Source organism: Microcoleus sp. F4-D5 (assembly GCF_036704885.1).
Taxonomy (GTDB): Bacteria; Cyanobacteriota; Cyanobacteriia; order Cyanobacteriales; family Microcoleaceae; genus Microcoleus.
Genome location: NZ_JAUBSX010000087.1, coordinates 1 through 11,928, shown reverse-complemented (window position 1 = coordinate 11,928; position 11,928 = coordinate 1). Strand labels below are relative to the sequence as shown.

The 11,928-nt window shown below is 48.2% G+C and carries 11 protein-coding genes, 1 tRNA gene and 2 pseudogenes; 7 read left to right on the top strand and 7 right to left on the bottom strand.

The window, feature by feature from the left end; genetic code table 11:
* Both QUA80_RS28010 and QUA80_RS28005 read left to right on the top strand, forming a co-directional pair.
* Positions 1 to 536 (top strand): annotated as a pseudogene (locus tag QUA80_RS28010) (CopG family transcriptional regulator); the annotation flags it as partial.
* Between the two features lie 182 nt (positions 537 to 718).
* Complete coding sequence (locus QUA80_RS28005) at positions 719 to 2,344, top strand: FAD-dependent oxidoreductase (RefSeq protein WP_333428243.1); 1,626 nt, start codon at positions 719 to 721, stop codon at positions 2,342 to 2,344.
* A gap of 134 nt (positions 2,345 to 2,478) precedes the next feature.
* On the opposite strand, the pseudogene QUA80_RS28000 reads toward QUA80_RS28005, so the two are convergent.
* From QUA80_RS28000 to QUA80_RS27975, 6 genes and pseudogenes are all read right to left on the bottom strand, one after another.
* Positions 2,479 to 2,699: pseudogene (locus QUA80_RS28000) on the bottom strand (DUF4277 domain-containing protein); the annotation flags it as partial.
* Between the two features lie 196 nt (positions 2,700 to 2,895).
* A complete protein-coding gene (locus tag QUA80_RS27995; protein ID WP_333428242.1) occupies positions 2,896 to 3,831 on the bottom strand; it encodes a HAMP domain-containing sensor histidine kinase in 936 nt (311 codons plus the stop codon).
* 25 nt (positions 3,832 to 3,856) lie between these two features.
* Positions 3,857 to 4,450 (bottom strand): L-threonylcarbamoyladenylate synthase, encoded by a 594-nt coding sequence (locus QUA80_RS27990; RefSeq protein WP_333428241.1) that lies wholly within the window; start codon positions 4,448 to 4,450, stop codon positions 3,857 to 3,859.
* A gap of 160 nt (positions 4,451 to 4,610) precedes the next feature.
* A complete protein-coding gene (gene prmC / locus QUA80_RS27985; RefSeq protein WP_333428240.1) occupies positions 4,611 to 5,573 on the bottom strand; it encodes a peptide chain release factor N(5)-glutamine methyltransferase in 963 nt (320 codons plus the stop codon).
* Positions 5,574 to 5,712: 139 nt separating this feature from the next.
* Positions 5,713 to 6,561, bottom strand: coding sequence for a Tic22 family protein (locus QUA80_RS27980; RefSeq protein ID WP_333428239.1), 849 nt, complete (start codon positions 6,559 to 6,561; stop codon positions 5,713 to 5,715).
* A 153-nt stretch (positions 6,562 to 6,714) separates the two neighbouring features.
* Positions 6,715 to 6,788 (bottom strand) — tRNA-Pro (locus QUA80_RS27975).
* Positions 6,789 to 6,949: 161 nt separating this feature from the next.
* On the opposite strand from QUA80_RS27975, the gene QUA80_RS27970 reads away from it, so the two are divergent.
* Positions 6,950 to 7,129, top strand: a complete 180-nt coding sequence (locus QUA80_RS27970; protein WP_333428238.1) for a hypothetical protein — start codon at positions 6,950 to 6,952, stop codon at positions 7,127 to 7,129.
* 254 nt (positions 7,130 to 7,383) lie between these two features.
* Here the strand turns inward: QUA80_RS27970 and QUA80_RS27965 are convergent, their stop codons facing one another.
* Positions 7,384 to 7,935, bottom strand: coding sequence for a GNAT family N-acetyltransferase (locus QUA80_RS27965; RefSeq protein ID WP_333428259.1), 552 nt, complete (start codon positions 7,933 to 7,935; stop codon positions 7,384 to 7,386).
* Positions 7,936 to 8,181: 246 nt separating this feature from the next.
* Between QUA80_RS27965 and QUA80_RS27960 the strand changes: the two genes are divergently transcribed.
* From QUA80_RS27960 to hrcA, 4 genes are all read left to right on the top strand, one after another.
* Positions 8,182 to 8,361, top strand: a complete 180-nt coding sequence (locus QUA80_RS27960; RefSeq protein WP_333428237.1) for a hypothetical protein — start codon at positions 8,182 to 8,184, stop codon at positions 8,359 to 8,361.
* A gap of 85 nt (positions 8,362 to 8,446) precedes the next feature.
* Positions 8,447 to 9,172 (top strand): hypothetical protein, encoded by a 726-nt coding sequence (locus QUA80_RS27955; RefSeq protein WP_006631881.1) that lies wholly within the window; start codon positions 8,447 to 8,449, stop codon positions 9,170 to 9,172.
* A gap of 147 nt (positions 9,173 to 9,319) precedes the next feature.
* Complete coding sequence (locus QUA80_RS27950; protein WP_333428236.1) at positions 9,320 to 10,186, top strand: alpha/beta hydrolase; 867 nt, start codon at positions 9,320 to 9,322, stop codon at positions 10,184 to 10,186.
* Positions 10,187 to 10,520: 334 nt separating this feature from the next.
* A complete protein-coding gene (hrcA, locus tag QUA80_RS27945; protein WP_445302300.1) occupies positions 10,521 to 11,663 on the top strand; it encodes a heat-inducible transcriptional repressor HrcA in 1,143 nt (380 codons plus the stop codon).
* Positions 11,664 to 11,928: the final 265 nt, after the last annotated feature.

Genomic DNA, 11,928 nt, shown 5'->3' with positions numbered 1-11,928 from the left:
CCGAAACTGTAGCCAAGTCGAGTTACGAAGCTTTACAGCAGCAGTTGAGCGAACGGGAAAGCGCGATCGCCTCTTTGCAGCAGCAATTAGCCGAAACGGAACACCGGGAACAGGAGTTTCAGCAGCAGCTAGCAGAAAAGTCGAGTGCTCTGGAATCATTGCAGCAGCAGTTAGCAGCAGAAAAGCAAAATCTCGAACATCAATTGCCAACCGAGTTGCAGGAAACCGTATCAAACTCGAGTTACGAATCTTTGCAGCACCAGTTAGCAGAAAGAGAAAGTTCAATCGCATCTTTGCAGCACCAGTTAGCAGAAAAGTCAAGTGCGATCGGCGACTTCCAAGTTCAACTGAGCAAGTTGCAATCTCTGGAAAATCAATTAAGCCAGAGTGTGGCGAAACAGCGAAGCTACGAGACTTTGCAGCAACAGTCTCAAGAACAGCTAAGAACCATCAAAGCTTTACGAGAACAGCTAGGTCAAATGCAGGCTGTGGCTGGGATTGGAGAAGCTTATCTCAACAAGTGGCGCCGTCCCTGATTCTCCAATCGGCTACGGCAAAAACTCGGGTTGCTTCAGGCGATCCGGCTGCACGTTACCCCTGAAATGTCCTGTCAACTCGGACGAGAGCTCTTGTAGCGATAGATTTAAAACTGTCGCCACAAGAGCTTTTTATTGCAAAATATGATAACAATATTAAGAAATATTACAATAAATAAATTATGACAGGCGATCGCACCCCTCAAAGCAAATCCAGTCCCGCAGACACTAAGGGCCGCGTCACGGTAATTGGAGGCGGAATCGGCGGGCTCACAGCAGCCGCCCTGCTAGCGCGCAGAGGATACAAAGTGCTAGTCTTAGACCAGGCGATCGTCCCCGGAGGATGCGCTTCCACCTTCAAACGCAAAGGCTTTACCTTCGATGTCGGTGCCACGCAGGTTGCAGGATTGGAACCCGGAGGCATTCACCACCGAATTTTTTCCGAATTAGACATAGAACTCCCCGCAGCCACACCCTGCGACCCCGCTTGTGCGGTGTTTTTGCCGGGAGAAAGCGCCCCGATTAGCGTGTGGCGAGATCCGCAAAAGTGGCAACAAGAAAGGCAGCGACAGTTTCCCGGAAGCGAACGTTTTTGGCAATTATTGTCTGTATTGTTCAAAGCTAGCTGGAACTTTCAAGGCCGCGATCCAGTTTTACCGCCGAGAAACTTCTGGGATTTCTGGCAATTAATTCAAGCTGTTCGCCCCGATACTTTAATTACTTTGCCTTTCACTTTTATGACAGTGGGAGATGCTTTGCGCCTTTGCGGGTTGGGAGACAATTTGCGCTTGAAAACTTTTCTGGATTTGCAGTTAAAATTATATTCTCAAGTCGATGCTGAAGAAACGGCGCTACTTTACGCCGCGACGGCTTTAGGAGTTTCGCAAGAGCCGCAGGGATTGTATCATCTAGAAGGAAGCATGCAGGTATTGAGCGATCGACTCGTAGGGGCGATCGAACTCTACGGCGGCAAAGTCTTACTCCGTCACACAGTTGAAACCATTATCACAACAAACGGCAAAGCGACTGGTACAGTAATTCGCAATCAAAAAACCGGCGAAGTTTGGACAGAAACCGCCGATCGCATTGTTGCCAACGTGACGGCGCAAAATTTAGTAAAATTGTTGTCAAGCGAGCCGATTGTCGGAAACTTAACAGATAATTTAACAGATAATTTATCCGTTAAATCAGATACTTCAGAGACCAAAAACCAACTGCCAAATCAAATGGCAGGCTACAAATATCGAGTCGATAAATTGCCGCCTGCATCCGGCGCATTTGTTATATATTTGGGAGTGCGTGAAAGCGCAATTCCCGCAAATTGTCCGCCGCACCTTCAGTTTCTTTACGATTACGACGGCGAGATTGGGGAGAATAATTCATTATTTGTTTCTGTCAGCCATCCGGGAGATGGTCGAGCACCGAAGGGGATGGCGACAATTATCGCTTCGTCATTTACTGATACTCGAATGTGGTGGAATTCGGTTGATTATGAAGGATTGAAGGAAAAATACAGCGCAGTGGCGATCGCCCGTTTGAGCGAATATTTCGATTTGACGCCAGAGTCGATCGTACATCAAGAATCAGCTACACCGCTCACCTTTGCACGCTATACAGCCCGAGATAGAGGCGCTGTGGGCGGCATCGGCCAGCGAGTACCAACCTTCGGCCCCTTCGGATTTGCCAACCGCACACCAATTAAAAATTTGTGGTTAGTAGGCGACTCCACCCATCCCGGAGAAGGAACTGCCGGTGTTTCCTATTCTGCTTTAACAGTAGTGCGGCAAATGGAGGCAGAGTTTGGATAATTGGCTGAATCAGCGAATAAAATATTTTTTAGGGTCTTGTGAGAGCTCAACGTCAACCCCCCCCGGACGAGATACAGCACATTCGATCTAAATGTCATACACTATCATTTTGTCAGCCCTTGTAGGAGCGTGCGATGTTCTGTAGCCTTCCCGAAAAATAACTTTGCAAATAGATATAACGGGGCGCTGACAAAGCCTTGACCTTTTAAAATCAGGGCTTTGACTGCTTGTCCCGGGGTGATGATTTCTTGGGGTGAGAACCGAGTAGTTTGTCGATGTGTTCGACTAATCCCTTTTCATCGCAGGTGCCGGCAATTAGACCGCAGTGGTAAATATCCTGTGCTCTAATAGACATCTCGCAAACAGCCAGTCTTGAACAGGCAGGATGCCTGTTCCACAATAATGATTGGAGATGTCTAATATTAGACTTATTGGAGATGTCTAATATTAGACGCTTCAATATTTTTCATCTTGATAAAAATACTGGATTTTGCGATCGTACCTGCACAATGCGGGTGATATCCGCTACACAATCCTTTGCTGAACTTCGATCACAAAGTTGCCAGAGGAATAGAACACTGAGTCCGGTTAAAATTGGACTCTTCCGACTCAGAAGGCACAGCCAGAACCTCCAATTTTCCATTCATCAAACTTAAAAGAGTCTGATTCATCAATAACCTCATTCCAGAAGACACCTTAGAATTATCGCTGCTTTTAGTAGCATCACGCTCCAAATCGTGCTTGAGCAAATCCCAAGACTCACTCCAAGCACTCACCGAACGCTGATCGTCAACCCAAATGTGAACGTATCCAGATTCCGGCGAAGAATGGGCCGAAACAAAAATACTGCCCTCCTCCATCTGAGCAACAGCCGTATCTACCAAATTGACTAAAACTTGTCTAAACCTCGGCAAATCTGCCAATACATAAATTCCGGGATCGGGCGGTAATATCTCCAAACGAATGCTGCGATTTGCAGCTTGCAAGTAAGTTAAATCATCTACTTCATCAAAAATCTTAGCTAACTGAATCGGCTCAATATCCATCTTTTCAGTGCCGTGTTCAGTTTTAGCAACAAAGATAATTTCATCGATCAATTTCACCAGGTTGAGTGCGGCGAGGTGAGCTTGCTCGACAAACTCTCGTTCCTCAGCAGGATCGTCGCACAGATCCGACAGAATTAATTGCAGCGTACCAATCATACTGCTCAGGGGCGATCGCAACTCATGAGAAGTTCGAGCCAAAAAACCCGCCTTAAATTGACTCATCTCGGATGCCATCTGATAAGCCAATTGAGTTTGTTTAAGTTGCTCGGAAAGGGCATCAAACTCCTTTAAGTAATTTTCTTGAGGAGTTGGTGGCTGGTAGGGCGGAGGTTCTGGCTGTTGCGAGCTTTTTTGCCGCGGGTGCCAAATCAAACTGCTTCCCCAACCCAGTCCCAGTCCCATACCTAAATATATCAAGTCGCTCCAGCCGATCGGCGCCATATTGCTTTGCCTTGGAGTTTAGCTTTTAGCATTCTAACTCGATCGCGCCTTGTCGCAATATTTCCCAATCGCTGCCAGTCCATTTAGCCACAGTCGAAGGCAAACTCGAAGCTGTTGTCGCTGTTGCTAATTCAGAAGGAACTAATGTCAAGACTTGCGGAAACTCAGCCTCAATTTCTGCCACCGATTCCAGAGGCGGCTGGCCGGATAAATTAGCACTGGTAGTAGCCAAAGGGCCTGTCTGCTGTAGAATTTTGAGGGCCAGGGGAGAGTTAGGAACTCGTACCCCGATTGTAGTCCGATCCATCGAATTCATGGCCGCCGGGACTTTTGCCGAAGCCGGGAGCACCAAAGTTAACGCCCCCGGCCAATAGGATGCGGCTACTTGCTGCCACAAGTTTAACTCTGCTGGAGTCCCCTGGACGTATGGCCATAAAGCCTCCGCCGAGGCTGCCATCAAAATCAGCGGTTTGTCTTGACTGCGGCGTTTAGCTGCAAAAATCAAGTCGGCTCGATCGGGCCTGGCAGCCAAAGCGGGTACAGTATCAGTGGGAAAGCTGACAATATAATCTCCTGAAATTGCCCCTTGAACTAGGGCATTTATCGAAACTTGGGTCATCGGATTTTTGATTTGAGAATTGTGGCATATTATTAGACGAGCAATTGCATTAAATCGCTTTCCAATCAGGAAATTATCTGCGTTTATCTGTATTTATCTGCCTTGCATCTGCGGTTGACCTATGAATTCAAGATGTATGCAATCAGTCTATTTTTGAAACCTAAAGACGATAGGCTAAAGCAAACCGATCGACTCCTGCTAAATCAGCAAATATCTGAACATCGCAATAACTACCGTGACTGTCCAGCATATCAGCTACCGCCTCAGCCTGTCCCGCCATCATCTCAACCAACCAAACTCCCCCGGATTCTAAATAATCGGGAGCCGTTTCTACCAAATGCCGGATGCAATCTAACCCGTCAAAACCGCCGTCTAAGGCCAGATGAGGTTCGTGCTTCAAAACTTCCGGTTGCAGAGTCAGCACCGTGCTGCTGGGGATGTAAGGCGGGTTAGACACCATGCCGCTGACTTGACCTTTGAGAAATGCTAACGGTTCCCACCACGAACCTTGATAAAAATTAATTCGCGATTCAAAGCCCAAATTCTCAGCATTCAGCCGAGCAACTGCCAAAGCTTCCGAACTGCAATCTACCGCATAAACCCTAGCATTTGTCAACGCAGAAGCCAAGCCGATCGCGATCGCCCCGCTGCCCGTCCCCAAATCCACCCAATGCGATTTGGCAAATTCTCTCCGAAGCTGGGAGAAGTTTAAATCTTCTCCCCCCCTGAGTAAGGTAGATTTTTGATTGATATTTTCTGCTTCTAAATGGCTGTTAACAGCTTCTACAGCCAAATCGATCAGCAATTCTGTTTCAGGACGCGGAATTAGCACCGCCGGCGTTACTGTAAGCGAAAAATGCCGCCAATGTGCGACTCCCGTTAAATACTGCACCGGCACCCGTTCCTGCAAGCGCCGCTGCCACAATTGAGCAAGTTCAGATAAAGACAACTTTAATTCAATTTTTGGCCAATCTTTAAACGACTCCAAACGCAGAGCCAACCTATCCAAACCTGCCAGCTCTTGCAGCAGCCAGTCGATTTCTGCTAGGGGAATGTCATAAGCGATCGCCTCGGTTTTAGCTTGATTCATCCACTGCCAAAGCTCTAAACCAGAAACAAACATAAGACTTTTTAGTAATGGTAATTATTAATGAGTAATTGCTAATTGCTAATTGCTAAATAGTAGGTTGAGTCGAGAAACCCAACCTACTATTTAATGACTGATAACAGACGACTGATGACTGATGAGTGGGGACTAACTATTAGCGAGTCGGTCGAGGTTGACTCGGAGCTGGAGCCGGAGAGGCAGGAGCCGGTCGAGTTTGATTTGGAGCAAGCTGTGGATTTTGGCCAGCACCTGCTGGTTGGAGCGATCGCACAAATTCCAGCGACTCCCGCGAGGGAATCAAAATCATTTGGGTCAAAAACGGGTCGTTCTCAGTACGCAAAGCTTCCAAAACGCTCTCCAAGTTCACCACCTCAATCTTAATTGTGGCTGTCACGTTCGGCTGCTGCTGCTTAAAACGATCGACCATTCCCTGTAAATCCTCCTTGTTAAAAAACAAGGGAATCACCTCTTGCTGGCCGCGCTGAATCGTCAAATAACCATTTTCCGCGCCGCCTCTGGCCAAAAACAGAGGTACACCGTTGAACTCGTTAACTTGTTGACCAGTCTGCTGAAGTACAGTTTTAGCCGACTGCACCTGCTGCGGAGCCGGAACAAAAGCAAACTGCACCTCATCCGGCTTGCCTTTATTTGCTTGAGTGATCTGATAAATTTCCCCCAGCGATACTGGCATCACGCGCACCGAGGCTGCCAACTGAGGATTTTTGGTTTTGAGTTGATCTACAAAAGCTTGAGCATCTTTCTGGCTGATGAAAATTCCCGCCACGGAAGCATTACCAGTTTGACCCTGACCCTGCTTGGGAACAGAAGCGATGAGGGGCGCACCCTGAGCATCTGTAATCGTAAATACCGGCACCGATCGCAATTTTTCCAAAATTTGCGGCTCCGGCAGTGCCAGTGCAGACATCTTGCCAATTGGGGAGGGGCCCAGCAGAGTGCTGCCGACAATTCCCAATATTGCGCCCAAACGAACTAATGATTTCATGTTTTTTTCACCAGGAGCGATCCTGAAACACATTAACGCAAAGACTGCCGTCTTCACACGATCGGCAAAAAATCCCTCAATTAGTTTTGATTTTGACCAAATCTCAACATCAGAGGCTGGTTGTGCTTCAGTTTATTATTTAACATTGTGCGATCGGGATGACAGGATTTGAACCTGCGACATCCTGCTCCCAAAGCAGGCGCGCTACCAAGCTGCGCTACATCCCGGTGATAGTTAGCCATCTTTTCACCATTAACTCACAAAACCCCTCGCTTGTCAAGCTTTTTTTAATTTTAGCTATCGATGCAGCTACGCCTCAGTTGTCTTCAGGTTGTGCGGTTTGACAATAACAGTCCTGAACGCAAAAACCCGGTGTCTTCAGCTAATTTTGTCCTATACGCTCGAACGTGACAACGATCGATCGGGTTTTTTGGTTAGCCTGCGTCCAGGACTGAATAATTGCACTTTCATCACGGCCCTACTGCGGGATACATCCAAATCTAACGAACCGCAGGGCACAGGCATAGGAGGTGTTGGCAGCGTCAATATTGCATTTCCTACTTTATAAAACCTAATCGAGCTTAACTTTAGTTACCTAAAGTCAGTTAAAGTTTATTCCCTACCCTGTTGGGTAGTCGCCTATCCCAAAATAAGTAGGTTATTCCCCTTCAGCCAAAGGTTATAGGGTTAAGTTTAGGCCCTAAACCTAAAGTAGTCTATCTAGAAGAACGGATTTTTCTAGATTAAGAAGAGGTAGGTTCAGTCAAATATTTGCCCCTTTAGTTAAGCTCAACAAATCAACGCTGACCCCCACCCGATCGTCTAATCTGGATACCAAAACATACCTTTAATCCCCTCCGGATCGGACATAAAGCCCAAATTTCGGTAAAAATCCACCACCTGAGGGTCAGCAAATAAGGTAATGTTGCTGATATCTTCACTGCGGAGTTTTTTAATCATGTATTTCATCAGCGCCTTGCCCATGCCTTTACCCTGGTAGTCAGGATGAACTACCACATCCCAAAGCGTGGCATTAAAAGCATGGTCTGAAGTCGCTCTGGCGAAACCGACCAGCCGTCGCTGGCTGCCCCGCATCTCCCACATAGAGACGACTAAGAAGCTGTGCACAATAGCTTTTTTGACTTTACGCAGGGGACGGCGGGACCAACCCACTGCATTACAAAGTTCTTCGAGTTCGTAGAGGTCAATGTCCCGATCGCAACTGAAAAAGATGCGAGCGTTGCCGCTGGCGGGTTTGCGAAACGTTGGGGAAAGCGGATCGCCTAACCCAACAGCCACATCTTCCTCAAATTCCGCTGTTTGGGGTACAGAGGCAGACTCAGAACTACTAAATAAGTTTTTCCAAAAACCCATGCAGGCGCGGTTAAGGTAGTAAAAGTTGGACGACCTGAAAGAGAACCCGACACATAAAACCACTCCGATCGGCGTGGGATGAATAGCGGGTAGCCTCTTGAGGAACAGTTTGCGGTACACTCATCTTACGCCGAAAACAGGGATTTGTCGTCCAACATTCAATCTGCGCTTTTTTGATTCTCGTCAAGTTTGGTAGAAGTATTCTGCTACCAGTGCCCGGACAACCCGCTTTTAAGGTAAAATCTGTTGCCGAACCACCAGGATGGAGGCATTTTGGGAATTGCTTCTTTTAAGTGCCGCCGATCGCGCCGGAACTTACACCCTTGGTGCGAAATACGGCTGGAATGGCGCAACGGTGACATTCTCGCGAGCGGTACCCAGACAGATTTGACTTTTGCTTTTAGTGAGGAGATAGGCACAATTTAACTCGAATCGTCAAATCAAAAATCCCATTGCCATAAGGCATGGGAGAGTCAATACCTAGTATATCTCCCGCACCTTCTCCTCAATTATGGCTTCGGGTTTAAAACCATCTACACTAGAACTTCTCAAGCGCTTTAATCGAGCGTTTCCGCAGTTTTACGAGCAATTTGTCAGCAGCGAAATCCAACTGCAAAACCTCAAATTAGCTTACCAACTTTACAAAACTCGGCAAGCAGTCATCGAAATCAGAGCCGAAGGTAATAAAAGTGCCCTGCATTTTGCTTACCGGAACCAGTCTTTTCTACTGAGCGATATTTTTGGAGTGCTGGCGGCTTACGGACTGACAATTCACAGTCTGAGTCTGTACGGTCAAATTTACCCGCCCATGCTGGTATTTATCAAATTGGTAGTATCTCGCGGTGGCAAGGTACTGGCAGATAAAACAGCAGAAAACGTCTGTAGGGCGGTTCGAGAGGCCTTGGCGGGGCATTTTGAGGTTGAAGAGATGTTGGCGGTGGAATTTAATTTAGACGCGGGTTTGGAGGATGTGGCAACTGAATTCTACGTCGATCCAGTTTTCCACTTGCCTGCTTTGCTGATTGAAGCAGATAATCAGCCTGGACTTTTTTACAAAGTTATGTATGCCATTTGGCAAGAGGATTTGTTGGTAGTAAATGCTAATTTGCTGGTTTGGCGGGGGCGAACTCGCCTGATTCTCTACTTGTTGGGGCCCAATGAAAGTTTAATTCCCGAGTATTTGGGGCAAAAAATCGCTGAGGGGGTGCGACAAAGATTGCTGGGCGAGCGATTTTAGGGATAGCACTTACGCTGGTGAAACTCGGTTTTTGGTCAAAACCTCAGTCCCGACAAAGGTAAACTAAGCCGATCGTCCCCTAGCGGAGCCATCAAAGAGGATCGAACTGCTGATACCTGTGTGTTGATTTCGGGATAAGATAAAATTATGGCAACCATCGACATCCTAGGGGTTCGGCACGCTTGCGATTTGACGGCTCCGACTGCAACTTCCCCGGTTCTGGTATTTGTCCACGGCTGGCTGTTAAGCCGTCGCTACTGGCAACCTTTGACCGATCGCTTGGCACCCAACTATCAGTGCCTGACTTACGATTTGCGGGGGTTTGGCGATTCTCAATCTGACGGAGGCGATCGCCTCCGTTCCGAACCGCTAAATTCCTGCTACACTCCCGCAGCTTACGCTCGCGATTTGGAAATTTTACTAGAAAAACTCGATATATCTTGTGCTTGGCTGGTGGGACACTCTCTGGGCGGTACGATCGCTCTTTGGGGAGCCAGCCAACTGTCCGATCGCGTTAAAGGTGTCGTCTGCATCAATGCAGGCGGTGGCATCTATCTTAAGGAAGAATTCGAGCGGTTTCGAGCCGTCGGCAAGCAGCTAGTGAAAATGCGTCCCCGCTGGCTGTCTAGCTTGCCGTTAGCAGATTTTGTGTTTGCCCGCGATGCTGTGGCCCGCTCGATCGGTCCCTCCTGGGGACGGCAGCGTTTAAGAGATTTCGTGGCGGCTCATCCAGAGGCAGCTTTGGGGGCTTTATTAGACTCCACCACAGAAGCGGAGATTCACCTCTTGCCGCAAATTGTGTCCCGACTCAAGCAGCCTGTTTATTTTATTGCCGGCACTAAAGACAAAATTATGGAACCAAAATACGTGCTGCATTTGGCTAGCTTTCACTGGATGTTCCAAGGTTGCGGCCAGAATGTCCTTGAGATTCCCGAGTGCGGCCATTTGGCAATGGTGGAACAGCCGGATGCAGTGGCTAGTTACCTGCAAAATATTCTTCACGAACACACTTAAAGGGAATTGGGCAAAGCGAAGCCGAGGAAAGGGTTATTTGGCACAACTCCGGTTCGGGGAAGCGAAGCTCCCCAATAGTAGAAAGTTATATCAGAAGATCGGTGTGAAGAAACAATTGACCCGATCGGGAAACTGCAATCAAGAACCTCCTAACCGTCAGGACGGTTGCTATACAAGTTAAAAGTTAAAACATTCTTCCCTGTTCCTTCTTCGGTGTTCCTTCTTCCTTCACCTAAATCTGTTATGTTAAATAAATAACTCTGCCCGATCGCCCTAAAGGACAGAGGCTTTCATTTAATAGTGGCTTTCAACTCTCAATTCTAATTCTGCTTAAATATCTGTGCCCGTTAACCTCACCGATCGGCAACAACACATCCTTTGGGCAACGGTTCGCCACTACATAGCTACAGCGGAACCCGTTGGCTCAAAAGCTTTGGTTGACGAATTCAATCTCAGCGTCAGCCCAGCTACAATTCGCAATGCGATGGGGACTCTTGAAAAAGCTGGATTGCTCTATCAGCCCCACACTTCGGCCGGACGAGTCCCCTCTGACTCCGGCTACCGGATTTATGTAGACCAGTTGATTCAGCCGTCTGATACGCTGGCGCGCAAGGTGGAACAGGTACTAGACCAGCTCAATTGGTCCGACGGTCGCATGGACGCGGCTCTCCGCGGGGCTGCTCAAATCCTGGCCACTATCAGCGGTTACATAGCCATGATCACCATACCGCAAACCAACATGGCTTGCTTGCGCCACTTGCAACTGGTGCAGCTAGAGCCGACAAAGGTGATGCTGATCGTGGTGACGGATGCCTACGAAACTCAGTCGGTTTTGGTGCAGTTGCCGAGGGACGCAGAAGGTAAGATACCTGATGTGGAAATCGTCGATCGCCAATTGCAGATTTTGTCGAATTTTTTGAACAGCAAGTTGCGGGGACGATCGCTCTTGGAACTGTCGGCTGTAGACTGGAGCGAGTTAGACCGGGACTTTGAAGTCTACGCTGAGTGGATGGGAACCATGCTGGCTGCTTTGAGCAGCCGCCAAAAGAATCCAACCTACACGCGGATTCTGATCGGCGGTTTGGCAGAAGCGCTGCGCTTGCCTGAGTTTTCGCAGTTGCAGCAAGTTCAAACTCTGGTGCAACTGCTCGAACAAGAGCAGGAACTGCTTTGGCCTTTGATTTTTGAATCGCCTGAGTTGGACACGCCAGGGAAGCGGGTAACGGTGCGTATTGGCTCGGAAAATTCCTTGGAACCAATTCGCGGTTGTACTCTGATTTCTTCGACTTACCGCCGGGGATCGGTTCCGGTGGGTAGTGTTGGGGTTTTGGGGCCGACGCGGATGGTTTATGAAAATGCGATCGCGGTGGTGGAAGCTGCGGCGGATTATTTGTCAGAAGCTATTGGCGGAAATCGAGTTTGTTTTCCTGATGGCGAGCGAGGGCGATCGGATAATCCCTTGTTAGATGCACCCTAATTTGATAGCCCCAAGCTTAACTGGCTTGGGGTTTTCTTGTCTGTACCGGCCGCACTGGCAACATGAAGAAACCGGGTTTGTTGGCAAAAAAGCTACGCTTTCACGCTCTTCCTGAGGCAACAAACTAAGGTGATGACACCTTGTGCGTCCGGGACTACTTGTGTTTGAGAATCATACCGATACTGTTGGAACCCACATTCCGCACCCCCAACTGGCACATAGGCAGATGGAGGGGATAAAAGTGAATCATCCGAGATAATAAGTA

Bases quoted from the DNA above. Each gene is read 5' to 3' on its own strand.
- QUA80_RS28005 (WP_333428243.1), top strand. From the start codon at position 719: ATGACAGGCGATCGCACCCCTCAAAGCAAATCCAGTCCCGCAGACACT.
- QUA80_RS27995 (WP_333428242.1), bottom strand. From the start codon at position 3,831: ATGGCGCCGATCGGCTGGAGCGACTTGATATATTTAGGTATGGGACTG.
- QUA80_RS27990 (WP_333428241.1), bottom strand. From the start codon at position 4,450: ATGACCCAAGTTTCGATAAATGCCCTAGTTCAAGGGGCAATTTCAGGA.
- prmC (WP_333428240.1), bottom strand. From the start codon at position 5,573: ATGTTTGTTTCTGGTTTAGAGCTTTGGCAGTGGATGAATCAAGCTAAA.
- QUA80_RS27980 (WP_333428239.1), bottom strand. From the start codon at position 6,561: ATGAAATCATTAGTTCGTTTGGGCGCAATATTGGGAATTGTCGGCAGC.
- QUA80_RS27965 (WP_333428259.1), bottom strand. From the start codon at position 7,935: ATGGGTTTTTGGAAAAACTTATTTAGTAGTTCTGAGTCTGCCTCTGTA.
- QUA80_RS27955 (WP_006631881.1), top strand. From the start codon at position 8,447: ATGGCTTCGGGTTTAAAACCATCTACACTAGAACTTCTCAAGCGCTTT.
- QUA80_RS27950 (WP_333428236.1), top strand. From the start codon at position 9,320: ATGGCAACCATCGACATCCTAGGGGTTCGGCACGCTTGCGATTTGACG.